22 protein-coding genes are annotated in these 23808 nt (G+C 74.8%); 13 read left to right on the top strand and 9 right to left on the bottom strand.

The window, feature by feature from the left end; all coding sequences use genetic code 11:
• The first annotated feature begins 23 nt into the window (after positions 1–23).
• The 6 genes from ACGF5O_RS32060 to hypA are packed head-to-tail and all read left to right on the top strand — an operon-like array spanning position 24 to position 3774.
• Positions 24–1814, top strand: a complete 1791-nt coding sequence (locus ACGF5O_RS32060; protein WP_393813379.1) for a nickel-dependent hydrogenase large subunit — start codon at positions 24–26, stop codon at positions 1812–1814.
• The gene (locus ACGF5O_RS32055) at positions 1807–2352 is read left to right on the top strand and encodes a NifU family protein (RefSeq protein ID WP_393813378.1); all 546 of its coding nucleotides are present in this window, start codon (positions 1807–1809) and stop codon (positions 2350–2352) included. Before ACGF5O_RS32060 ends, ACGF5O_RS32055 begins: the two co-directional genes overlap by 8 nt.
• Entirely contained in the window at positions 2349–2969 is a 621-nt protein-coding gene (locus ACGF5O_RS32050; RefSeq protein ID WP_393813377.1) for a DUF5947 family protein, read from the top strand. Before ACGF5O_RS32055 ends, ACGF5O_RS32050 begins: the two co-directional genes overlap by 4 nt.
• Positions 2970–3022: 53 nt before the next feature.
• Complete coding sequence (locus ACGF5O_RS32045) at positions 3023–3229, top strand: hypothetical protein (RefSeq protein ID WP_362587088.1); 207 nt, start codon at positions 3023–3025, stop codon at positions 3227–3229.
• Between the two features lie 28 nt (positions 3230–3257).
• Positions 3258–3428 carry a hypothetical protein gene (locus ACGF5O_RS32040; protein ID WP_362587085.1) on the top strand — a complete coding sequence of 57 codons (171 nt, stop codon included), beginning with the start codon at positions 3258–3260 and terminating at the stop codon, positions 3426–3428.
• A gap of 7 nt (positions 3429–3435) precedes the next feature.
• Positions 3436–3774, top strand: a complete 339-nt coding sequence (hypA, locus tag ACGF5O_RS32035; RefSeq protein WP_393813376.1) for a hydrogenase maturation nickel metallochaperone HypA — start codon at positions 3436–3438, stop codon at positions 3772–3774.
• 68 nt (positions 3775–3842) lie between these two features.
• Here hypA and hypE read toward each other — a convergent pair whose 3' ends face one another.
• From hypE to ACGF5O_RS32000, 7 genes are all read right to left on the bottom strand, one after another.
• Positions 3843–4832 carry a hydrogenase expression/formation protein HypE gene (gene hypE / locus ACGF5O_RS32030; protein WP_393813494.1) on the bottom strand — a complete coding sequence of 330 codons (990 nt, stop codon included), beginning with the start codon at positions 4830–4832 and terminating at the stop codon, positions 3843–3845.
• A 67-nt stretch (positions 4833–4899) separates the two neighbouring features.
• Entirely contained in the window at positions 4900–6027 is a 1128-nt protein-coding gene (gene hypD / locus ACGF5O_RS32025) for a hydrogenase formation protein HypD (RefSeq protein WP_393813375.1), read from the bottom strand.
• Complete coding sequence (locus tag ACGF5O_RS32020) at positions 6024–6326, bottom strand: HypC/HybG/HupF family hydrogenase formation chaperone (protein ID WP_393813374.1); 303 nt, start codon at positions 6324–6326, stop codon at positions 6024–6026. The genes hypD and ACGF5O_RS32020 overlap by 4 nt, the downstream gene beginning before the upstream one ends.
• A gap of 3 nt (positions 6327–6329) precedes the next feature.
• On the bottom strand, positions 6330–8693 hold the full coding sequence (gene hypF, locus ACGF5O_RS32015) for a carbamoyltransferase HypF (protein WP_393813373.1): 2364 nt from the start codon (positions 8691–8693) through the stop codon (positions 6330–6332).
• Positions 8690–9412 (bottom strand): hydrogenase nickel incorporation protein HypB, encoded by a 723-nt coding sequence (gene hypB / locus ACGF5O_RS32010; RefSeq protein WP_393813372.1) that lies wholly within the window; start codon positions 9410–9412, stop codon positions 8690–8692. The genes hypF and hypB overlap by 4 nt, the downstream gene beginning before the upstream one ends.
• A 249-nt stretch (positions 9413–9661) precedes the next feature.
• Positions 9662–10243, bottom strand: coding sequence for a hydrogenase maturation protease (locus tag ACGF5O_RS32005; RefSeq protein ID WP_393813371.1), 582 nt, complete (start codon positions 10241–10243; stop codon positions 9662–9664).
• Complete coding sequence (locus tag ACGF5O_RS32000; RefSeq protein ID WP_393813370.1) at positions 10240–11910, bottom strand: hydrogenase maturation protein; 1671 nt, start codon at positions 11908–11910, stop codon at positions 10240–10242. Before ACGF5O_RS32000 ends, ACGF5O_RS32005 begins: the two co-directional genes overlap by 4 nt.
• Before the next feature lie 180 nt (positions 11911–12090).
• Here ACGF5O_RS32000 and ACGF5O_RS31995 point away from each other — a divergent pair, with 180 nt between their 5' ends.
• The 6 genes from ACGF5O_RS31995 (at position 12091) to ACGF5O_RS31970 (ending at position 18702) form a co-directional block, all read left to right on the top strand.
• Positions 12091–13437 carry an FAD-binding protein gene (locus tag ACGF5O_RS31995; protein ID WP_393813369.1) on the top strand — a complete coding sequence of 449 codons (1347 nt, stop codon included), beginning with the start codon at positions 12091–12093 and terminating at the stop codon, positions 13435–13437.
• 96 nt (positions 13438–13533) lie between these two features.
• Positions 13534–14268, top strand: a complete 735-nt coding sequence (locus tag ACGF5O_RS31990; RefSeq protein ID WP_393813368.1) for a nuclear transport factor 2 family protein — start codon at positions 13534–13536, stop codon at positions 14266–14268.
• The gene (locus ACGF5O_RS31985) at positions 14265–14606 is read left to right on the top strand and encodes a YciI family protein (RefSeq protein WP_393813367.1); all 342 of its coding nucleotides are present in this window, start codon (positions 14265–14267) and stop codon (positions 14604–14606) included. The genes ACGF5O_RS31990 and ACGF5O_RS31985 overlap by 4 nt, the downstream gene beginning before the upstream one ends.
• Positions 14603–15898 carry an RNA polymerase sigma factor gene (locus tag ACGF5O_RS31980; protein WP_393813366.1) on the top strand — a complete coding sequence of 432 codons (1296 nt, stop codon included), beginning with the start codon at positions 14603–14605 and terminating at the stop codon, positions 15896–15898. The genes ACGF5O_RS31985 and ACGF5O_RS31980 overlap by 4 nt, the downstream gene beginning before the upstream one ends.
• Before the next feature lie 105 nt (positions 15899–16003).
• Entirely contained in the window at positions 16004–17170 is a 1167-nt protein-coding gene (locus ACGF5O_RS31975; protein ID WP_393813365.1) for a serine hydrolase domain-containing protein, read from the top strand.
• Positions 17167–18702 (top strand): alpha/beta hydrolase, encoded by a 1536-nt coding sequence (locus tag ACGF5O_RS31970; protein ID WP_393813364.1) that lies wholly within the window; start codon positions 17167–17169, stop codon positions 18700–18702. The genes ACGF5O_RS31975 and ACGF5O_RS31970 overlap by 4 nt, the downstream gene beginning before the upstream one ends.
• Here the strand turns inward: ACGF5O_RS31970 and ACGF5O_RS31965 are convergent.
• On the bottom strand, positions 18668–19594 hold the full coding sequence (locus ACGF5O_RS31965) for a pyridoxamine 5'-phosphate oxidase family protein (RefSeq protein WP_393813363.1): 927 nt from the start codon (positions 19592–19594) through the stop codon (positions 18668–18670). The genes ACGF5O_RS31970 and ACGF5O_RS31965 overlap by 35 nt on opposite strands.
• Before the next feature lie 3 nt (positions 19595–19597).
• The gene (locus tag ACGF5O_RS31960; RefSeq protein ID WP_393813362.1) at positions 19598–20290 is read right to left on the bottom strand and encodes a hemerythrin domain-containing protein; all 693 of its coding nucleotides are present in this window, start codon (positions 20288–20290) and stop codon (positions 19598–19600) included.
• Between the two features lie 178 nt (positions 20291–20468).
• On the opposite strand from ACGF5O_RS31960, the gene ACGF5O_RS31955 reads away from it, so the two are divergent.
• Positions 20469–23795, top strand: coding sequence for a BTAD domain-containing putative transcriptional regulator (locus ACGF5O_RS31955; RefSeq protein WP_393813361.1), 3327 nt, complete (start codon positions 20469–20471; stop codon positions 23793–23795).
• The last annotated feature ends 13 nt before the right edge of the window (positions 23796–23808 follow it).

Here is a 23808-nt window from a genome sequence, read left to right as displayed (position 1 = left end):
ACAGCAAAGGTCAGCGAACGCCGATGACAACCGAGGCCCGGCAAAAGGGGCGCAAGCCCGCGCAGATCGTGGACATGTCCTGGGATCCGATCACCCGGATCATCGGAAACCTGGGCATCTACACGAAGATCGACTTCGCCAACAAGGAAGTGGTGGAGTGCCACAGCACCTCCTCCCTCTTCCGCGGCTACTCCGTCTTCATGAAGGGGAAGGACCCGCGCGACGCCGGGTTCATCACCTCCCGCATCTGCGGCATCTGCGGCGACAACCACACCACCTGCTCCGACTACGCCCAGCAGATGGCGTACGGCGTGAAGCCGCCGCCGCTCGCCGAGCACATCGTCAACCTCGGCGAAGCGGCCGAGTACATGTTCGACCACACGATCTTCCAGGACAACCTGGTCTTCGTGGACTTCTGCGAGCAGATGGTCAAGGCCACCAACCCGAGCGTCCTGGCCCGCGCGCAGAAGACCACGGCGCCGCGCGGTGACATCCACGGCTACCGGACCATCGCGGACATCATGAAGGCCTTCAACCCCTTCGAGGGCGAGGTCTACAAGGAGGCCCTGAAGGTCTCCCGGACCACCCGGGAGATGTTCTGCCTGATGGAGGGCCGCCATGTGCACCCCTCCACGCTCTATCCGGGCGGTGTCGGCACCATGCCGTCGCCGACCGCGTTCACCGACTACCTCAGCCGGCTGATGCACGTCATCGACTTCGTGAAGAAGGCCGTCGCCATGAACGACGACGTCTTCGACTTCTTCTACGAGGCGCTGCCGGGCTACGAGGAGGTCGGCAAGCGCCGTATCCTGCTCGGCTGCTGGGGCGCCTGGCAGGACCCGAAGGTCGTCGACTACAAGTACGAGAACATGGACCGCTGGGGCAAGGCGATGTACGTCACCCCGGGCATCGTGGTCGACGGCAAGCTGGTCACCAACAACCTGGTCGACATCAACCTCGGCCTCAGGATCATGCTGGGCTCCTCGTTCTACGAGGACTGGGTCAACGAGGACCCGTTCGTCACCCACGACCCGCTGGGCAACCCGGTCGACATGCGGCACCCGTGGAACCAGACGACCCTCCCGGTGCCGCAGAAGCGGGACTTCGAGGGCAACTACAGCTGGGTGATGAGCCCGCGCTGGTTCGACCAGCGCACCGGTGACCACCTGGCCCTGGACACCGGCGGCGGCCCGCTGGCCCGGCTCTGGTCGACCGCGCTCAGCGGCATCGTCGACACGCCGTACATCAAGGCCACCGGACACAGCGTGCGGATCTCGCTGCCCAAGGGCGAGACCCTGCCGGAGACCACCCTTGAGTGGAAGATCCCGAAGTGGTCCAACACCCTCGAACGGGACCGCGCCCGGCCGTACTTCGTCGCCTACGCGGCGGCGATGGCCCTGCAGTTCCTGGACGAGGCGATGGGCCTGGTGCGGTCCGGCGACACCAAGGTGTTCGAGGACTTCGAGGTGCCGGACGAGGCGATCGGCTGCGGCTTCCACGAGGCCGTGCGCGGGGTCCTCTCCCACCACCTGGTGATCAAGGACAAGAAGATCGCCAACTACCACCCGTACCCGCCGACCCCGTGGAACGCCAGCCCGCGCGACAAGTTCGGCACCCCGGGCCCGTACGAGGACGCCGTCATGGGCCAGCCGATCTTCGAGGAGAACGGGCCGGACGACTTCAAGGGCGTCGACATCATGCGCACGGTCCGCAGCTTCGACCCCTGTCTGCCGTGCGGCGTCCACATGTACACGGGCAAGGGCAAGACCCTGACGGTCACGCACTCGCCGACGTACGGGGCGAACCATGGCTGACGCGCGGCTCGACGGCCCGGCGGTCGAGTCCCGGCTGGCCCGGCTCGACGGGCTGCTGGAGAGCCTGGAGTCCGCCCCGGGACCGATCGGCGGCTCGGCCGTCGAGGCGGTACGGCTGCTGACCGAGGTCTACGGCGAGGCACTCACCCGCGTCCTCGACCACGCGGACCCGCCGCTGGCCGAGCGGCTCGCCGGCGACGAGCTGCTCGACCACCTCATGGTCCTGCACGACATCCACCCCGAGCCGCCCGAGCTCCGGGCCGCCCGCGCGGTCGAGCGGCTGCGCCCCGCCGTCCGGGAGCGCGGCGGCGACGTCGAGTGGGCCGGGGTGGAGGGCGAGGTGGGCCGGGTGCGGCTGGCCAAGGGCGGCGGTTGCGGTTCGGGGTGCGGCGGAGGTACCACGGAGGTGACCGACGCCGTCCGGGAGGCGGTGCTCGCCGCCGCTCCCGAGCTGGCCGACGTGCAGCCGGTGCCCGAGGCCCCGGCGCCCGCCTTCGTCCCCCTGGACTCCCTGCGCCGGCCACAGGAGACCCGGTGACCACCCGGACACCGCCCGGCGGAGCGCTGGCCCGCCTCATCCGTTCCTCGGCCGACCGGCAGCCGGCGGCCGGGGCGGAGGTGTGCGACCTGTGCGCCGAGCCGCTGTCCGAGAACCATCCGCATCTGTACGACACCGGGCAGGCCGAGGTCCGCTGTGCCTGCCGCGCCTGCTCGGTGCTGTTCGCCGGCACCCGGCAGGGCACCGGCGCGGGCGACGGCCACTTCCGGCTGATCCCCACCCGCCGAATCCGCCTCCCGAAGGTCGACACCGCGGCCCTCGGGGTCCCGGTCGGCCTGGTCTTCTTCGTGCCGCGCGCCGACGGCACGGTCACCGCGGAGGGCCCGAGCCCGGCCGGGGCCATGCGCTGGGAGGTGGAGGCGGCGGCCTGGCAGCGGGCGGTCGCCGGCTGCCCGCCGCTGGCCGGCATGACCCCCGACGTCGAGGCACTGCTGGTCAACACCGTGCACGGCCTCGACCACCACTGGATCGTCCCGGTCGACGACTGCTTCCGCATGCTCGCCGTCGTCCGCCGGGAGTGGCGCGGCCTGTCCGGCGGCGGCCGGATGTGGCCGGCCGTGGAGCGTTTCTTCGAGGAGCTCACCGATCGGCCCTGAGCCGAACGGCCTCGAGGAACGGCAAGACAGGAAGGCTCAGGAAGGAGAACCCCATGGGCAGCATCAGAGTCGGCCGCGCCCAGGCGAGGCCCGACACGCCGTCCCACGTGCCCGGCATGCACCAGGGCAACAGGGGCCCCTACACGAAGCAGACGGGACACCACCCGGACGGCACCGCCGACGCGCGGCGCTCGACCAACATCCACTGGAAGCGGCACGACGCCCTGCTGGACGTCATGCCGAACATCCCGCCCGCGTGACACCGAACAGGGAGTGACCGCCGTGAAGATGCAACGCAAGAGAACCGGAACGGCGGCCCAGCGCGTGCTGACCGCCGAGGTCGCCGTGGTGGGCGCGCTGCTGCTGGCACTGTTCGTCACCGAGATCCCCAGCATGATGCGCGAGATGAGGATCTGGCGGATCGCCGGCGGACTGCGCGCCGGTCACCGGTATCCGTGAGCCGGTCGTGCACGAACTGTCGATCGCGACCGCGATCGTGGAGCAGGCCGACGAGTGGGCCCGGGCGGACGGCGCGGACACCGTCGAAGCGGTGACCGTCCGGGTCGGCGAACTGTCCGGGGTCGTCCCCGACGCCCTGGACTTCGCCTTCGAGGTGGCGCGCGAGGGCACCGCCCTCGCCGCCGCCCGGCTCGTCGTCGAACAGGTGACCGCACAGGCCTGGTGCGGGCCGTGCGCCGAGGAGTTCGCGGTGGGCATGCCGCCGTTCTTCTGGTGCCCGCGCTGCGACCGGCCCTCCACCGACCTGCGCAGCGGCCGGGAGCTGGAGATCACCGCGGTCGAATGACTCCGCCGGTGCCCGGGACGGTCCGGGCACCGGCGGAGTCACGCCCTGTCGTCGAACGAGAGCCGCCGTCAGCAGATCCGCGGCAGCTGCTCCCCGAGCGGGAGGTCGACGACCCGGGTGCCGCCGAGTCCGGTGGCCACCACGACCATGCCGGGGTGCTCGGTCACGCACTCCCCGATCCGGGTGGCACCGGCCCCCTGCGGGTGGGCGCGCATCGCCTCCAGCACCGCGTCGGCGTCCGTCGGCGGCACGAAGGCGACGAGCCTGCCCTCGTTGGCGACGTAGAGCGGGTCCAGGCCGAGGAAACCGCAGGCGTTGGCCACCGCGTCCGGTACCGGCAGGGCGCGCTCGGCGAGCCGTACGCCCGTTCCCGAGGCGCGGGCGATCTCGTTCAGGGAGGCGGCCAGGCCCCCGCGGGTCGGGTCGCGCAGGACGTGGACGTCGGGGGTGACGTCCAGCATGGTCGCGACCAGGTCGGCCAGCGGCGCGGTGTCGCTGGCGATCTCGACGCCGAACTCCAGCCCCTCGCGGACGCTGAGCACGGCGACCCCGTGCAGGCCGATCGGTCCGCTGACGATGACGGCGTCGCCGGGCCGGGCCCGCTGCGGCCGGATGTCGACGCGCTCGGGGACGAGGCCGACGCCGGCGGTGGTGACGTACACCCCGTCGCCGTGGCCGATCTCGACGACCTTGGTGTCGCCGGTGGCGATGGTGACACCGGCAGTCTCGGCCGCCGCGCCCATGGCCCGCGCGATGCGTTCGACGACGGCCAGCTCGACGCCCTCCTCCAGGACGAAGGCGGCGGAGAGATAGGCGGGCCGGGCGCCGCTCATCGCCAGGTCGTTGACGGTGCCGTTGACGGCGAGGTCGCCGAGGCAGCCGCCGGGGAAGAACAGCGGCCGTACGACGTAGGAGTCGGTGGAGAGCGCGAGGCGGGCGCCGCCGAGGTGGAGGACGGCGGAGTCGGTCATCCCGGCGAGGAGGGCGTTGCCGTAGGCGGGGGCGAAGATCTGCTCGATCAGTTCGGCGGAGAGCGCGCCGCCTCCGCCGTGGCCCATGACCACGACCGGCTGGTCGCGGATCGGTGCCGGGCAGCTCCAGTTCGCGGGGTCGACGACGGTCTGCTCAGCCAACGGGGTTCATCTCCTCGCGCGGGAGCGCCGGTTCGGACATCCGGCGGTAGAGGTAGTAGGCGGCGCAGGCGCCCTCGCTGGAGACCATGGTGGCGCCGAGCGGGGTGCGCGGGGTGCAGGTGGTGCCGAAGGCCGCGCAGTCGGTGGGCTTGATGAGCCCCTGCAGGACTTCGCCGGCGCGGCACTCGGCGGGTTCCTCGGTGCGGATGCCGGTGACGTCGAAGCGGTGCTCGGCGTCGAAGTCCCGGTAGGCCTCGCTGAGCCGCCAGCCGCTGCCGGGGATGCGGCCGATGCCGCGCCAGTTCCGGTCGGTGACCTCGAAGACCTCCTCGATCATGCGGATCGCGGCCGGGTTTCCGTCGGCGCGCACGGCCCGGGCGTAGGCGTTCTCCACCCGGTGCTCGCCGCGCTCCAGCTGGGCCACCGTGCGGCGGATGCCCTCCAGGATGTCGAGCGGTTCGAAGCCGGTGACGACGACGGGGACCCGGTGGCGTGCGGCGAGTTCGGGGTACTCGGCCATGCCCATCACGCTGCACACGTGCCCGGCGGCCAGGAAGCCCTGCACCCGGCAGGCGGGGGCGGTCATGATGGCCTCGATGGCCGGGGGGACCCGGACGTGGGAGACCAGCAGGGTGAAGTTGGCCAGGCCGAGGCGCTTGGCCTGGTGGACGGCCATGGCGTTGGCGGGGGCGGTGGTCTCGAAGCCGATGGCGAAGAACACCACCTGCTTGTCCGGGTGGCGGCGGGCGAGCTGGAGCGCGTCGAGCGGGGAGTAGACCACGCGGACGTCGCCGCCCTCGCCCTTGACCCGGAACAGGTCCCGGTCGGTGCCGGGGACCCGGAGCATGTCGCCGAACGAGCAGAAGACCACGTCGGGACGGGCGGCGATCTCCAGGGCCTTGTCGATGCACTCCAGCGGGGTCACGCAGACCGGGCAGCCCGGACCGTGGATCAACTCGACCTCCTCCGGCAGGAGTTGGTCGATGCCGTGCCGGATGATGGAGTGCGTCTGGCCGCCGCACACCTCCATCAGCGCCCAGGGCCGGGTGACGGTGGCCCGGATCTCGTCGAGCAGCCGGCGGGCCAGCTTGGGGTCGTTGAACTCGTCGAGGTACTTCACCGGGCCTCGCCCCCCGCGGCCTCCGGAGCGGCCTGCCGGGCCGCCTGCTGCCAGGCGTCGCCGAACTCCTCCTCCAGGAGCCCCAGTTCCTCGAAGAGCTTGAGGGAGGCCAGGGCCGACTCCTCGTCAAGTCGCTGCAGGGCGAAGCCCACATGGACGATGACGTACTCGCCGACCTCGACGTCCGACACGTACTCCAGACACGCCTGCTTCTGCACCCCGCCGAAGTCGATCAGGCCGGTGAGCGGATCGGCGGTGTCGTCGATGCTCACGACTCTTCCGGGCACTGCCAAACACATGGGTCACTCCGTCTCGTCGCTGACTGCCTTGCGTCGGTCGTCGTCGGGTCGTGGGCCGTGGGCGGCGACCACCAGTTGCCCGAGGGCCAGTCCGCCGTCGTTCGGCGGGACTTCGCCGTGCCGCAGGACCGTGAATCCGGCGCCGCGCAGCAGGTCCGTGGTCGCGTCCTCGAGGAGCGCATTCGCGAACACGCCTCCGGTGAGGGCGACGGTGGTCGCTCCGGTGGCCCGGCGCGCTCCGCCGCACAGGTCGAGGACGGCCCGGGCGACCCCGCGGTGGAAGCGGGCCGCGATCACCGGCGCCGGGGTGCCGCGCCGCAGGTCGGCGATGACCGCGCGCAGCGTGGGGGCCGGGTCGAAGCGGTCGCCGAAGGGGTACGCGGCCGTCTCCGCGCCCCAGGCCGCGCAGGCCTGGGCCTCCAGCTCCAGGGCGGCCTGGGCCTCGTACCCGGCGCGGTGGCACACGCCCGCGAGGGAGGAGACGGCGTCGAAGAGGCGCCCCATGCTGGAGGTGGCGACGCAGCCGACCTGGCTCGGCAGCTGCCGTTCCAGCAGGCGCAGTTCCTCGCGGGAGCAGGCGGCGACGCTGGGCAGGTCGGCGTCCCGGGGCAGGCCCGCCGCCCAGAGCCGGGCCACTGCCGTGCGGCACGGGTTGGCGACGCCCGCGTCCCCGCCGGGCAGCGGTGCCGGGGCGAGGTGGGCGAGGCGCCGGAAGCCGGTGTAGTCGGCGAGGAGCACCTCGCCGCCCCAGACGGTGCCGTCGTCGCCGTAGCCGGTGCCGTCGAAGGCGACGCCGATGACGGGTGTGCTGCCGTCGAGGCCGGCCTCGGCCATGGCGGCCGCGACATGGGCGTGGTGGTGCTGGACGAACACCGGTCTGCCGAGCGCGAGCCGGGTGGCGCGGCGGCGGGCCCAGGCGGACGAGTGGTAGCCGGGGTGGCGGTCGGCGGCGACGGTCTGGGGGTGGATCCCGGTCAGCCGGCGCATGTGCCGTTCCGCCCGGACGGCCGCCTCCAGGGTGGCCAGGTCGCCCATGTCGCCGATGTGCGGCCCGAACCAGGCCAGGTCGCCCTCGCCGACGCACAGCGCGTTCTTGAGGTCGCCGCCCACCGCGAGCGCGGGCCGCACCGGGACCGGCAGGCGCAGCGGGCGCGGCGCGTAGCCGCGGGAGCGGCGCAGGACCTGTTCGGTGCCGTCGGCGCGGACCCGCAGCAGGGAGTCGTCGCAGGGCGAGGCGATGGGCCGGTCGTGGGCGAGCCAGGCGTCGGCGAGGCCGAAGAGCCGGGTCAGCGCCTCTTCGTCGTCCGTGACGATGGGCTCACCCGAGCGGTTGCCGCTGGTCATGACGAGGACGCGGGGGCCGGGCGGGTCGCCGGGGAGGCCGAAGAGGAGGGTGTGGACGGGTGTGTAGGGCAGCATGACGCCGAGGTGCGGGCTGCCGGGGCAGACGCCTGGGGCGAGCCGGCCGGCGGGGCGGGGGCGGAGCAGGACGATGGGGCGCCGGGGGCCGGTGAGCGCGGTCCGCTCGGCCGTCCCGACCTCGGCGATCCGCTCGGCCTCTGCGAGGTCGGCGCACATCACCGCGAACGGCTTGTCGCCGCGCGCCTTGCGGGTGCGCAGGGTGTCCACGGCGCGGGCGGCGGAGGCGTCGCAGGCGAGGTGGTAGCCGCCGATGCCCTTCACGGCGACGATCCGCCCGGCGGCGAGCAGTTCTCGCGCCCGTGACAGGGCGTCACCGTCGCGAGCGGCTCTCACCCCGCTGCCGGCGGCGGGCACCAGCCGCAGCCGCGGGCCGCACTCCGGGCAGGCCACCGGCTGGGCGTGGAAGCGGCGGTCGGCGGGGGCGTCGTACTCCCGGGTGCAGGCGGGGCACAGGGGGAAGCCGGACATGGTGGTGACCGCGCGGTCGTAGGGCATGCCGGTGGCGATGGTGAAGCGGGGGCCGCAGTGGGTGCAGGTGATGAAGGGGTGGCGGTGCCGGCGGTCGGCCGGGTCGGCCAGCTCGCGCAGGCAGTCGGCGCAGGTGGCGGTGTCGGGCGGGAGGAGGGTGCGGCCGGGGGCGGACTGCTCGGTGGCGCGGATGGTGAAGCCGGGGTCCGCCCCGGTGGCCGGTACCTCCTCGACGGCCACGGCGGTCACGGTGGCCAGCGGCGGCGGCTCGGCGGCGAGCCGCGCGCAGAACCGTTCGACGCCGGCCGTCGTTCCCTCGACCTCGATGAGCACCCCGTTCTGCGTGTTGCCGACGAACCCGGTGAGCGCCAGGTCGGCGGCAAGCCGGTGGACGTAGGGGCGGAAGCCCACGCCCTGTACGGTCCCGCGCACCGTGACGCGCCGGCGGACGGCCGTCGTCGTGGTGGGCGCCGTCACGAGGCGGTCGGGGCGTGGACGTGGCCGTGCGGGTGCGGGGCGAGCGGCGGCTGGTGCGTCGGGGCGCCGTCCCGTACGGCGAGCACCCGGTCGAGGACGGTGTCGACGCCCTCGCCGGTGCGGGCGCAGGAGCGCACGATCTCCACCCCGGGGTTGACCCTGCGCACGTGCTCGGCGAAGGCGGTCTCGTCGAAGCCGGCCGGTCCGGCGAGGTCGGTCTTGGTGAGCACGACCAGGTGCGCGGAGCCGAAGGCGGTGGGGTACTTGGCGGGCTTGTCCTCGCCCTCGGTGACCGCCATCAGCACGATCCGCAGATGCTCGCCGAGGTCGTAGGAGGCCGGGCAGACCAGGTTGCCGACGTTCTCCACGAACAGCAGCGCGGTGTCCGGCGGCAGCCAGCCCTCCAGGTGGCCGCGGACCTGCCGGGCCTCCAGGTGGCACAGCCCGTCGGTGAGCAGCTGCTTCACCGGCGCTCCGGAACGGGCCAGGCGTTTGGCGTCGTTCTCGGTGGCGAGGTCGGCGGTGAACGCGGCGACGGGGACGCCCCGCTCCCCCGCCCGGGCCAGCACCCGGCCGAGCAGTTCGGTCTTGCCGCTGCCGGGGCTGGAGAGCAGGTTCACCACGCCGACGCCGCGCGCGGCCAGGTCGCCGCGCAGCCTTGCGGCCAGGCCGTCGTTCCTGGCCAGGACGGCCCGGGTGACCTCCTCCGACTGACACATGAAAGCTCCGCTCCTCGTTCGCTGGGCTCGGTAGGGACCTGCGGAGCGGGTGGGTCCGCGTCCTCGTCCGCCGAGCGCCTGACTGGTCGTGCCGTTCGTCTGCCGCGGGCCGGTGGGGGCCGGTCGCTCCCCCGGGTTCCCGGCTTCGCTCGAACCCCGGGAGGGACCCCCGTCGCGGCGGAGCCGCATGCCGGATGCGGCGCCGCGCCCCTGACGGGGCGGTTCCGCAGCCGGCTCCACCGGGTCCGCTCAGCGATCCTCCGCGCCGGTGGCGGCTGTCGGCGGGCGACCGGCCGCGGCGGGGGCCGCGGATTCCTCCGGGCGGTCCAACGCGGGCGTGACCAGGGGATCCGCGAGCAGCGCCGGGACCAGGGCGTGCAGGGCGGCGACGGCCCGGCCGACCGCGTCGCGGACGGGTGCGCTCAGCCCGGGAGCGATGTCCTCGTCGCCGCGCGGCAGCTCCCCGGGCTCGCAGGCGAGCACGAGGACGCGGGGCAGGGCCTCCTCCCCGAGGTGGGCGGCCAGGGCGAGCACCTTCGCCGGGTCCATGCCGTGTGCCTCGGGCGGGGCCGCGGGGCGGCCGTCGGGGAGTTCGGGCTCGACGAGGGACAGGGTGCCGGGGCGTTCGCCGCGGACGGCCGCGTCCACGAGGACGACCACCGCCCAGCCGTCGAGCAGGGTGTAGGCGAGGTCCATGCCCCGGATGCCGTAGTCCCGGACCTGCGCCCCGGGCGGCAGCGGGTGCTCTGCCAGGGCGCGGACCACCTCGGGGCCGAAGGCGTCGTCGCCGAGGAAGATGTTGCCGACGCCCGCCACCAGCAGCCGGGTCACCGGGCACCGCCCGGGACCTTGCGGACGAAGTCGGAGCGCAGCGAGTGGTAGGCGGCCCCCGGGTCGAAGAACACGGCGTGCATCCGGGCGAGTTCGTCCCTCCGGTACGCGGCGAGCGGCCGTTCCTCCTCGTCGGCCCGGCGCGCCGCGGCCTTGGCTGCGACCCGGCGGTCGAGATCCGGGGCGGTCGCGAGCTCCGCCGCCAGTCGCTCGACCTCGGCGGTGAACCCCTGCGCGGGGACCGGCAGCAGCCGGTCGACGAGCCCGGTCCGGGCGGCGGTCGCGGCGCTCACCGGCCGGGCCTCCTCCGTCAGCCGCCCGGCGGTGTCCGCGCCGACCCGGCGGGGCAGCGAGTACGTCCAGAACTCGGAGCCGTACAGGCCCATGAGCCGGTAGTGCGGGTTGAGGACGGCGCCGGCCCTGCACCAGACCTCGTCGGCGGCGAGGGCGAGCATGGCCCCGCCGGCCGCCGCGTTGCCGCCGAGCGCGGCCACGACGAGCCGGTCGGTGGTCCGCAGCACGGCCTCGACCAGGTCGTCCATGGCGTCGAGGTTGGCCCGGGACTCCTCGGCGGGGTCCGGGGCGGCCTCGATGACGTTGAGGTGGATGCCGTTGGAGAAGAAGTCGCGCCGGCCGCCGAGCACCAGGACCCGGGTGGGCCGGGTGAGGGCGAACCGGTAGGCGGCGAGCAGGCGCCGGCAGTGGTCGGTGCCCATCGCGCCGCCGGGGAAGGAGAAGGCGACGACGCCGACGTCGCCGTGCTGCCGGTAGCGGATGTCGGTCCAGGTGCGGCGGTCCGCGGGCAGTTCGAGCGGGGCGGGGTGCTCGGGGAGGTGCGGGGCGTCGAGGACGTCGGTGGCGGGGCGGCGGAAGGGGGACGGGTCGCCGGAGTTCCTGCGGGGGCGCAGCTCGGGGATCCAGACGGCGCCGTCGCGGGTGGCCCGGCAGACCGCGCCGGCCCGGGTGGCCAGCAGCTCGCCCGGCTCTCCGCGCAGCCGGTCCTCGGGGTGGCCGCCGTGCAGGAACAGCTCACGGCCGAGGAGTTCGTCCAGCACCCCCGGCTGCGAGTCGGCCCCGCGCAGCTTGCGCAGCACCGTGACGGTGTCGTCGGCCGCCCAGTCGATCCGCCGCCGCTCCTGCCGGAAGACGTCCCGCCAGACGACCCGGCCGCGGATCGCGGGATCGCTCTGCGGCCGGGGCTTGTACGAGCCGTCCGCGTACCGGCGTACGGCCTGGTGGACGGCGGTGAGGGCGGCGTCGGCGGCCTCGTTGCGGTAGAGGTCGCTCTTGCCGACCGGCGCCACCGGGAAGGTCTCGCTCGCCCAGACCGCGCCCGCGTCCATCGCTGCCTCGGCCTGGAGCACGGTCACCCCCCACTCGGCCGCCTGTCCGGCGACGGCCCAGTCGAGGGAGGCGGGGCCCCGGTCGCCGAGCGGTCCCGGATGGACGATCAGGCAGGTGTGCCGCTGCCAGACGTCCTCCGGGAGCGCCGTCTTCAGCATCGGCGCGACGACCAGCTCCGGGTGCCGTTCCCGTACGGCACGGCGGACGGCGTCGGGGCCCTGGCCGGCGAGGACGACGTCCACCCGGTGGCCGAGGTCGGACAGTTCGGCGTAGACCCGCTGGGACAGGCTGTTGAACGCGCTCGCGACGAGCAGAATGTCCATGGTGCGGCATATTCGCCGCTTCGGTGGCTCCCGGGAAGGACCCGTGCGGCGTTTCGCCCGCCGTCCTGCGCCGCGCGGCCCCGTTCAGGGGTCGGAACGGGAAACGGGGACCGTGCGCCGGGCCCGCGGCGCGAAGATGGGTGCGCCCGTGTCGACCGATCCCTCCCTGGAGCGTGCCGCGTGACGTCGTCGGACCGTGTCTCCGAACGATTCGTGGAACTGCTGGACACCCGCCCGGAGATCCTGCGGGAGGCCGCGGCGGACTTCGGCCACCTGGTGTGCGCACCACCGCTGGGTGTGCTGCGGCCCCGGTCGGCGGCCGGGGTCCGGGACGCGCTGGCGTATGCCGGGCCGCGCGGGATCCCGGTGGCGGCGCGGGCCGGCGGTCATTCCCTGTACGGCCAGGGGCAGGCGCGCGGCGGGATCGTCCTCGACCTGGCTGAGCTGAGCGCGGTCGGGCCGGTGACCGGGGACCGGGTGGAGGTGCAGGCGGGTGCGCTGTGGCGGGACGTGCTCGCGGCGACCCTGCCGTACGGGCTCGCGCCGCCCGTCCTCACCGACTACCTCGGGGCCGGGGTCGGCGGGGTGCTGAGCGTGGGCGGGCTGGGCGGCGCGAGTCACCGGCACGGCCTGGTCTCGGACTCGGTGCTGGAGCTGGAGGTGGTGACCGGCGCCGGCGAGCACCTGGTCTGCTCGCCTGACCGCCACGACGCCCTCTTCCACGCGGTCCTGGCCGGCCTGGGTCAGGTGGCCGTCGTCGTCCGGGCCACCCTGCGCCTGGTGCCGGCGCCCGCCCTGGTCCGCCGCTACTGCCTGCACTACCCCGGCCTCGACGCCTACCTGGCCGACCAGCGCCTGCTGGCCACGGACCGGCGCTTCGCCTACCTCGAAGGCCAGGCCCGCCCCGCCGAGGGCGCCTCCGGCGACTGGACGTACATGGTGGAGGCGGTGGCCGGCCACGAAGGAGCGGCCCCGCCCGACGACCGGACCCTCCTCGGCGGCCTCTCCTTCGTCACGTCCGAGACCGAGGACCTCGGATACGCCGAGTTCGCGAACCGGGTCGCCACCGACGAGGAGGCGCTGCGCGCGACCGGCGAGTGGTTCCACCCGCACCCCTGGCTGAACCTGCTGCTCCCCGAGGACACCGCCGCGTCCGTCGTGACCGACGTCCTCGCCGACCCTGCCTTCCGCGACCTGCGCGAGAACGGCCTGGTCCTGCTCTACCCCCTGCTCACCCGCGCCCTGCGGGCCCCGCTGTTCCGCCGCCCGCCCGGTGAGGTCGTCCATCTCCTCGCCCTGCTGCGCACGGCGGCCCCGGGCGCGGCCGACCCGATGGTGGCCGCCAACCGCACGGCGTACGAGAACGCGCGGGCCAAGGGCGCGGTCGCCTATCCGGCCAACGCGCTGCCGATGTCCCCCGGCGACTGGCGGGAGCACTACGGCAGCCGGTGGAGCGACCTGGCCGAGGCAAAGGGCCGCCACGACCCGCACGGCGTCCTGGGCCGGGGGCACGGCATGGGCTGGTGAACGGGGTCGCGGGAAACTCGGTGTGCCGGGGTGTCGATCGCGCGGGGTGCCGTTCGTCGGTGGGGTGCAGGAAGTTCTTTAGGACCGGGAGGAACCATGAAGTACATGCTGCTGGTCTGCGGCGACGACACCGCTGACGCGTCCGGGATGGCGCCGGTCGAACCCTGGGTGGAGGAGCACGGCGTCCGCCGCGGCGACCGGTTGTACGGCCACCGGCTGCAGCTGCCGGACCGGGCGGTCACCGTGCGGGTGCGGGACGGCGAGGTGCTGCGGACCGACGGGCCGTTCGCGGAGACGAAGGAGTACGTGGCCGGGTTCGATGTCGTCGACTGCGACAGCCTGGAGGCGGCCGTGCGGATCGCCGCCGCGCATCCCGTCGCCACCATCGGGGCCATGGAGGTGCGCCCGTTCTGGGACGAGGGGCTGACGGAGGACGCGGAGACGGCCGTCCGCCGTCTCGACGCCGAACTGACCGGGGCCGCCCGCGACCGGGACGTCGACCGGCTGACGGCCTGCTACGCGCCCGACGTGGAGGCCTTCGGGCTGACCGGTGCAGAGGTGCGGTCGGGGATCGGCGCGCTGCGCAAGGCGGCCGAGGCGTGGTTCGCGACGCTGACCGGGCCCGTCCACCGCGAGGTGCTCGAACTCCGTGTGCGTCCCGGGGAGGGCAGCACCTTCAGCCATGCCCTGGTCCGGATCCGCGGCACCCGGGTGACCGGGGAGCCCCTGGACCGGGTGGTGCGGGTGACCACGGGCTACCGGGACACCGGTTTCAGCTGGCTGATCGCGCACGAACACGTCTCGGTGCCTCTGGAGGGGGAGCGGTCGTGAAGTACGTCCTGTTCATCTGCACCCCCGCCGGCGGCGAGGAGCTGAGCCCGGCCGAGATCGCCGAGGACCCGCGGTTCACCTCGTACATCCAGGAGGTGCGCGGCCGTGACGTCGTGCGGGGCGGTGCCCGGCTGCGGCCCGGGGCCGACGCGACCACCGTACGGGTCCAGGGCGACGAAGTCCTGCTCAGCGACGGGCCGTTCGCCGAGACCAAGGAGTACATCGCGGGCTTCGACGTCATCGAGGTCGCCGACCTCGACGAGGCGATCGCGCTGGCCTCCCGGCACCCCGCGGCGCTCGCCGGCGGCTCGGTAGAGGTACGGCCGGTCTGGGAGTGAGCAGCACGGACGAGGTCGGGGCGGCCGTCGCCGCCGCCTTCCGCGAGGAGTGGGCCCAGGTCGTCGCCACTTTGATCCGGGTGACCGGCGACTGGGACCTCGCCGAGGAGTGCGCGCAGGACGCCTTCGCCCAGGCGCTGGAACGGTGGCGGCGCGACGGAGTGCCGGGCCGCCCCGGCGCCTGGCTGACCACGACCGCCCGCAACCGCGCCCTGGACGTGCTGCGCAGGGAGGCGGTGGGGGCCAGGAAGCTGCGGGAGGCGGCGGTGCTGGCACGGGACGGGGAACCGTACGACCCGCTCGATCCATACGATCCATACGACCTCTGCGACCCGTTCGGCGGAGGTGACGGCGGCGGGGTGGCGGACGACCGGCTGCGGCTGCTGTTCACCTGCTGCCATCCGGCGCTGCCGATCGAGGCCCGGGTCGCGCTGACGCTGCGCACCCTCGCCGGGCTGACCACGCCCGAGATCGCGCGCGCCTTCCTCGTCCCCGAGGCGACGATGGCGCAGCGGCTGGTGCGGGCCAAGCGGAAGATCCGCAACGCCGGCATCCCGTACCGGGTGCCGCCCGCGCACCTGCTGCCGGAGCGCACGACAGGTGTGCTCGGTGTGGTGTACCTGCTGTTCAACGAGGGGTACGCGGCCACCGCCGGCGCCGACCTGATGCGGACCGGCCTGTGCGCCGAGGCGATCCGGCTGGCCCGGCTGCTGGCCCGGCTGATGCCGGACGAACCGGAGGTCGCCGGGCTGCTCGCGCTGGTGCTGCTGCACGACGCCCGCCGGGACACCCGGGTGGACGCGGCCGGTGACCTGGTCACCCTGGAGGACCAGGACCGCACGGCCTGGGACCGCGCCGAGATCGACGAGGGCACCGCGCTCCTGGACGGCGCGCTGCGCCGGGGCCGCCCCGGCCCGTACCAGATCCAGGCCGCCATCGCCGCCTGCCACACCACCGCGCCGACCGCCGCCGACACCGACTGGGCCGACATCGCCGGCCTCTACGGCGAACTCCAGCGGTACGTGCCCTCGCCCGTGGTCCGGCTGAACCGCGCGGTCGCCGTGGGCATGGCCGAGGGCGGGGAGGCGGGGCTCGCCCTGGTGGCGGAGCTGGCGGCGGAGGACGACCTGACCGGCTACCACCTGCTGCCCGCGACCCGCGCCGACCTGCTGCGCCGCATGGGGCGTACCCGGGAGGCGGCCGAATCGTACGCGCAGGCGCTTGAGTTGGCGGAGAACGCGGCGGAGCGCCGGTTCCTGGCGAAGCGCCTCGCCCAGTGCCGGTCGGCGTAGCCAACCGGGGGTTCGCCCGAGGTTCCGGGCGGGGGCTGCCACCCCACCGAATGCGGCAGCAGGCTGGAGTGATCGCGGGACCGGCCGTGCCTAGCGTGATGACGCATGGCAACGTTCTCCCTGAAGTCCACCCTGGCGTTATCGGTGGCGGCGCTCGTGCTGGTCTCCGCACCGGCGGCCCTCGCACGCTCGTCGCCTTCCGGGCCTGCCGAGCGGTGCGGTCCGCCGGACGGCGTCCGACGCGCGCTGACCCTGCTGACCGCCGACGACCACCTGGCGGGGGCCTCGGTCCTCGCCGACGGCCCGTGCGGGCGCTGGAGCGAGAGCGCCGGTACCGCCGACCTGCACACCGGCCGGCCGATGAACACCACCGACCGGCTGCGCGTCGGCAGCGTCACCAAGACGTTCACCGCGACGGTCGTCCTGCAACTCGCCGCCGAGCACCGGCTCTCGCTCGACGCCACCGTCGACCGCTACCTGCCGGGCCTGATCGACGCCCACGGCTACGACGGCCAGCGCATCACCGTACGGCAACTCCTGCGCCACACCAGCGGGTTGCCCGACTACCTCGACGCACCGGAGTGGGCGCACCCCGAGCGGCTGCGGTACCGCCACTTCGACACGGGCGAGTTGATCGCGCGGGCCCTCGAACTCCCCCGCCCGCAGCAGTCCTGGCACTACGCCACCACCAACTACCTGGTCCTGGGCCAGATCGTGCGGAAGGTCACCGGGCACAGCCCCGAGGAGGAGATCGGCAGCCGGGTGATCCGGCCCCTCGGGTTGCGCGACACCTACTGGCCGGGGGACGCGACCCGTATCCAAGGGCCGCACTCCCACAGCTACTTCACCTCCGGTGACGGACGGCGCGTCGACGGCACCGACTGGAACATGTCCCTCGGCGGGGTCGGCGGGGCCCTCGTCTCCACGCAGGGCGATCTCACCCGGTTCGCCACCGCGCTGCTCGGCGGACGGCTGCTGTCGGCGGCGCAACTCGCCGAGATGCAGCGGACGGTGGCCGCCGATCCGGACCGGCTGTGGCCCGGCGCCCGGTACGGCCTGGGGCTGATCTCGTCGCCGCTGCCGTGCGGCGGGGTGTGGTGGGGACACGCCGGGACAGTGCCCGGCGGACACCGTGCGCTGATCGCCGTCGGCCCCGGCGGTCGCAGCGTGGCCGTCGCCCTGAACCAGGTCCCGGACAGCCTCCGGGCCGAACTGGACTTCCAGCACCTCGTCGACACGTCCCTCTGCGACAGCGAAAGGACCTCCGCATGACCGGCTTCGCGGCGACCGCCGCCCTGGCCCTGGCGAGCGCTCTCACCCTCGGCACCGCACCGGCCGCCACCACCGCCGCCGCGGACCCGTTGGCCCGCTACCACCACCAGCACCTCACCTGGAGGAGCTGCGTGCTCGGCCCCGACGACGACACCGGCAAGGACCTGGAGAAGGCGGGCGCCCGATGCGCCGAGGTCACCGTGCCGTTGGACTACGCCGACCCGGACGGCCGGACGATCACGGTCGCCGTCTCCCGGATCAGGGCCACCGACACCGCGCACCGCGTCGGCGCGCTGCTGCTCAACAGCGGTGGCCCGGGCGGGCAGACGATCGGTGACCCGCCGTGGGTACGGGCGGCGATGCAGGACACCGGCAAGCGGTTCGACGTGGTCGGCGTGGACCCCCGCTTCGTCGGCCGCAGCACGGCCATGGACTGCCACTGGCCCACGGGGTCGGCGATCCGCGGCCCGGGGCACGACCGGGCGGGCTTCGACCGCTCCACCGCCTTCGCCGGGGAACTCGCCCGGGACTGCCGGAAGTACGAGGGCGACGTCCTGCCGTACGCCACCACCCGGAACACCGCGCGGGACATGGACGTGATCCGCGCGGCGCTCGGTGAGCGGCGGATCTCCTACCTCGGCTACTCGTACGGCACGTACCTGGGCGAGGTGTACGCCACCATGTTCCCGGACCGCACGGACCGGGTCGTGCTGGACGGGGTGGCCGATCCCGACCGCTACGGCCCCCGCCTGCTGCGCGGTTCGGAGTCCGCCAACCGGCACGCGCTGCGGGACTGGGCCGCCTGGGCCGCCGCCCGCGACACGACGTACGGCCTGGGGCGCGGCCGGGACGCGGTACTGGCCGTCGTGGACCGGATCCAGGCCGCCGCCGGGCGCGCGCCGCTGCGGGTGGGCGGCTACCGGGTGGACGACGGCGTCGCGCCGATGGTCGTCTTCAGCGGCCTCTCGCAGGACGACGACGCGGCCTACGGCGACCTCGCGGCGGCCGTCCGCGACCTGCGGGACGCGGCCGGCGGCAAGGCGGTCGACCCGAGTCCGTGGCTGGCCGACGCGCTCGGCTTCATGCTGACCGGTTCCGAATCGGGGTACGGCAGTGTGCAGATGGCGATCCTCTGCGGGGACGTCGCCGCGCCCCGCGACCCGGAGACGTACTGGCGGGACGTCCGACGGGCCCGCGCGCAGGACCCGTTGTTCGGTCCCGTGACCAACAACATCGGGCCGTGCGCCTTCTGGGACCCGCCGCGCGAGCGTCCGACCAGGATCAGGGACGACCTGCCGGCCCTCCTCGTCAACGCGACCGGGGACCCGCGCACCGTCTACGCGGGCGCCCGGGCGGTGCACCGCGACTGGCCCAGCTCCCGCCTGGTGACGCTGCGCGGTGCGGACCAGCACGCGGTGTTCGGGGTCTACGGCAGCGCCTGCGCCGACGCGGCGGTCAACGCCTATCTCGCCGGCGGGCGGCTGCCGGCAACCGACGTCAGCTGCGCCGCGCGTCCTGTGCCAGCGCCCTGAACTCCGCCCACCGCACCTGCGGCCGGGGCAGGCCGCGCCGGCTCAGATAGCGGTCGGTGGCCCGCCTCGTGCTGCGCAGCACGCTCACCGCGTCGCTCACCCGGCCGGAGCCCATCGGCTCCACGACCTTGCTCGGGACCAGCTCCCAGCCGGTGCCGTCCGCCCGCAGTTCGCCGCGCACGAGCGCGTTGTGCATGTGGTTGAGGCGCTCGTCGTGCCGGTGCACCAGCAGGGCGGCGGGGCCGGGGGCGGCCGGGCAGTCGGCCGGTACGTCCACGGCGAAACGCTCGCCCGTGGGCACCGGCCGGGTGCGGGCCAGTACCGGCGCGCCGGAGGCGTCGCGTGCGGCGAGCACCGCGGTCGGGAACCGGGCGAGCTGCGCGGCGCCGACCGGTTCCCCGGCCGGTTCGCCTGCCGGGGCCTCGGGCGCGCCGGACGACGGCAACGGTGAGCGTACGACGACCTGTTGGGGCGTGACGGTGATCAGCAGGCGCAGGTAGTACCAGTCCATCACCAGCCGCATCGGCGCGGAGACGTACGACCTGCTGTGCGGCTGCCGTGCGAACAGCATCCGCCAGTAGTCCTCGGCGCCCTCCGGCCCGGTCCTGATCTCGTCGGGGCAGTCGGCGTGGCCGCCGACGAAGATCTGCGGCGGCTTCGCCAGGCCGCTGCCGGTGGGGTCGGAGAAGAGCAGGGCGACGCGGCCGTCCCGGCGGATGTTCAGCGCCTTCTGCGCGAACGCCAGGGAGGTGCTGAGCAGCAGCGTCCCGTCCGGGCGGCGGCGCACGGCAGTCGGCCAGGCGAGCGGGGTGCCGTCCCGGCCCAGGGTGGCGAACTCGCAGGTCCGGTAGGCGTCGAGGACGTCGAGCGGGGCGGAGTCGAGGAGGGCCACGGGCTACTCTCCGTCCAGCGGGCCACGCATGGTCCGGCGGTAGGCGGCGTACTGGCGGCGGCCGACGGCCCGCCACAGCAGCCGGCCGATCAGCGGGGCCTTGCCCAGGAAGAAGGCGCTCTCCTCGGGGGTGGCCTCCTCCAGGATCGCGCCGAGGGCCAGCATGCGCTTGTTCTTCGGCAGCCCTTCCAGGCCGCGCTGTCCGACCAGTTCCCATTCCGGGACGGTGAGATGCTCGGCGACCAGCGGGAGCAGCGACTGCTCCTCCTCGTCGAGGTGATCGAGGAGCGCGATCCGGTGCGCGTCCAGGGCCAGCGCCAGTTCCTCGCCGGGTATCCGGTCTCCGGACCGCTCCCACAGGGACAGCCACTCGCCGACCGCCGCCAGGGTGCGGTCGATCGCCTCGTGCTGCTCCGTCATCCGCTCCACCAGCGCGGCGTCGTGGGCGGCGCGGTCCCGCAGCAGCGGCCAGATCAGTTCGTCCTCGGCGTGGTGATGGTGGTGCAGGCCGAGGATGTAGTCGCGCAGGGCGGCGGCGACCCGCGCCGCGCGGGCCCGGTCGCCGTCGGGCACGGCACGCACCAGCCGGGGCAGCAGTGCCGACTCGCGGCGGAAGACCCGGTGGACCACGACCATTTCGTGGGTGTGCGGACGCTCCGCGGTGGCGGCGACGCCGTGGCTGCTGTTGAGGGACACGCTTGCTTGCTCCAACGATCCGGTGTGTGCGGTGAGCTGCCCACGGTCGGGCACTCCTCTTGGCGTCGCCTTGGCGTCCGCTTGGCGCCCGGCTTGGCGACCGGCCGGCGCTCCCGTCAAGTGGGCGTTCAACGTCTGTTGACAGGATCGTTGCGGCGCTCGGGTAGATTCCGGCGACGTGCTGCGTTTGCGAGTCCTGGGTCCGCTGGGTGCCGATGTCGCCGGGACACCGGTCGAGTTGGGTGCCCCGCGGCAGCGCGCCGTCCTGGCCCTGCTGATCGCGGCCAGGGGCGGTGTCGTACCGGTGGACCGGATGACGGACGCGCTGTGGCGGGGCGAGCCGCCGGCCAAGGCCGGGGCGTCGCTGCACGCCTATCTGTCCAACCTGCGCCGGTTGCTGGAACCGGGGCGCCCGCCGCGGGCCCCGGCCACCGTGCTGGTCACCGTGGCACCGGGGTACGCCCTGCGGCTGGCCGCGGACGCGGTGGACGCCTGGCGGTTCGAGTCCCGGGTCGGGCGGGCCCGGACCGCGCCGGCCGAGGAGGCCCGGCTGCTGCTCGCCGAGGCGCTGGGCTGGTGGCGGGGGCCGGCCTTCGCCGAGCACGCGGACGAGGAGTGGGCCGCCGCCGAGGTGGCCCGTCTGGCCGGGCTGCACGCGGAGGCCCGGGAACTGGCCGTGGGCGCGGATCTGCGCACCGGCCGGGCGGCGCAGGCCGCGGCCGACGCCGAGTCGCTGGTCCGGGACAGCCCCCTGCGCGAGGAGGGCTGGCGGCTGCTCGCGCTCGCCCACTGGGCCTGCGACCGGCAGGCCGACGCCCTCGCCGCGGTGCGCCGGGCAGGCGTCGTGCTGCGCACCGAGCTCGGCTGCGACCCCGGGCCCGCCCTGCGGGAGTTGGAGCACGCCGTGCTCAACGGGCGGCTCGACGTGCTGCGTGCGGCCGGGCCCGAGCCCGTCGCCGAACTCCCCGCGCGCACCGGACCCGGTCTGTTCGTCGGCCGGGGCCCGGAGCTGCGCGGCCTGGACGGGGCGGCCCGGGCCGCACGCGAGGGCGGCGGAGTCGTGCTGGTCACGGGCGCGGCGGGGGCCGGCAAGTCGGCGTTCCTCGACCGGGCCGCGGCCCGGCTGCGGGAGGCCGGCTGGCGGGTGGTGGTCGGGCGCTGCCCCGAGTACGAGGGCGCACCGCCCGCGTGGGCGTGGGTGGAGGCGCTCGGCGCGCTCGCCCGCGAGGTGCCCCCGGCCAGGCCGGAGGAGCTGACGGTGCTGCTGCGGGAGCCGGAGGGCACGGCCGCCCCCGCCCCGGAGGGGGAGGCCAGCGCCGGCCGCTTCCGCATGCACCGCGCCTTCGCCGCCTGGCTGCGCGACGCGGCCTCCCGGGCGCCCCTGGCCGTCCTCCTGGAGGACCTGCACCGGGCGGACGCCGAGACCCTCGCCCTGGTCGAGGCGGCGGCCGGGGTCACCGGGGTGCCCCTGCTCACGGTCGCCGGTTACCGGCCCACCGAGGTCGGCGAGCACCTCCTCAAGACCCTCGCCCAGCTCGCCCCCGCCGCCCCGCACCGGATCGCGCTGGGCGGCCTGCCGCGCGAGGACACCGCCACCCTGGTGGACGCCGTCTGCGGGGCGCCGGTGGCTCCGGAGACCGTGGCGGCGCTCGCCGAGCGCACCGGCGGCAATCCGTTCTACGTCCTGGAGAGCGCCCGGCTGCTGGCCGACGAGGGCGCCCTGGTCGCGGTCTCCGAGGTCCCGCAGGGGGTGCGTGACGTGCTGCGCAGGCGCCTCGCCCTGCTGCCCGCCGCCGCCCGGTCCGTCGTCCAGCTCACCGCCGTACTGGGTCTGGAGGCCGAGGTGGCCCTGCTCGTCGACGCCGCCGACGCGGACGAGGAGCAGGTGCTGGAGGGGCTCGACGCGGCGCTCGCCGCCGACCTGCTCGCCGAACCCGGGCCCGGCCGTGTCCGGTTCGTGCACGCCCTGGTCCGCGACACCGTCTACGCCGACCTGTCCGGCGCCCGGCGCTCCCGGCTGCACGCCCGCGTCGCGCGCATCCTGCGCCACCACCGGCCCGGTGAACTCACCGCCCTGGCGCACCACTTCGCCAGGTCCGGCAGCGCGGCCGACGCCCCGCTCGCCGTCGACTACGCGCTGCGGGCCGCCGAGGCCGCGGAGCGGCGCTACGCCCACGACGTCGCCGTCACCCTGATCCAGCAGGCGATCGACACCCACACCGCGGCCACCGGCGACGACACCCCGCCCGACCGGCTGATCGAGCTGTCGGTGCGGCTGCTGGGCGCCCAGGTGCGCACCGGTGCCACGGACACGGCCCGGCGCACCCGGCAGCGCGCGGTGGAGCTCGCCGAACAGGCCGACCGGGGCGACCTGGTCGCGGCCGTGTACGGGGCGTGGACCGAGCCCGCGCCCTGGCGCAGCCGGCTCGAAGGACCGTTCGACCGGACCGCGCTGGCCCGGCTCGAACGGCTCGCCGCGGATCACGGTCTCGACGGTCCGACGCGGGCCCGGGTCCTCCAGGTGCTCGTCGACGCGGTGGCCGCGGAGGACCCGCCCCGTGCCCTGCAGGCGGCCCGCGCCCAGCTGGCGCTCGCCCGTGCGGACGGCGAACCGCGCCTGATGGCCGCCGCGTTGATGACCTCGGCACGGCTGCTGCCGCACGAGACCGGGGCCGGCACCCGGCCGCCGTTCACCGCCGAGCTGCGCGACCTCGCCCGGGCCCACGACCTGCCCGCCTACCGCTGGGTCTGCGAGAACCTGGACGCGATGACCGCCGCCGCCCGCAACGACCCGGGCGCCGTGCACCGGCACACCGCGGAGGGTCTGGTGCTCGCCCGCCGCTACCGGCTGGTGTGGGCGCAGGGGCTCAGCGCGGCGACCACCGCGATGCTGGCCTGCGTGGCCGGGCGCTTCGCGGCGGCGGAGGCCGCCTACGCGGAGGCGGACACGCTGCTCCAGCGGGTGGGCGCCCACCACGCCACCGGCCTGCGCACGCTCGGACTGATCGCCATGCGGCTCGTCCAGGACCGGGCCGCCGACGTGGAGCCGCTGGTCCGGGCCGTGTACGAGTCGGCGCCAGGGCAGGTCGCGGTGGCGCGGGCGCTGGTCCTGGCCCGCCTCGGCAGACTCGACGAGTCGCTCGCCGTACCGATCGGCGCGGAACCGACGCGGGACCATCTCTACGGCCTGGAGCTCGACTTCCGGGCCGAGCTCGCCGTGCTCCACCGGGACCACGGCACGGCGGCCGCCCTCCTCGGGCATCTGCGGCCGCTGCGGGACCAGCTGGCCGGCGCGGCGGGCGTGGCGTACGCGAGCCGTCCGCTGGCGCACGGCCTCGCCGATCTGCACCGGCTGCTCGGCGAGGACCGGGCGGCGGCCGAGGGCTACGCGCTGGCCCAGCGCACCGCGCACGCCTGGGGTTCGGCCCACCTCGCGGCCGACGCCCGCCGGGCCGCGGCGGACCTGGCCGAGGCCCGGGCCCGCCGCCGCACCTTCGCGACCTGAGGGCCCGGCACCG

Source organism: Streptomyces sp. NPDC048291, assembly GCF_043201715.1.
In the GTDB taxonomy this organism is placed as follows: domain Bacteria; phylum Actinomycetota; class Actinomycetes; order Streptomycetales; family Streptomycetaceae; genus Streptomyces.
The sequence above is the reverse complement of the archived record's forward strand: the minus strand, read 5'-3'. Positions and strand labels throughout refer to the sequence as shown.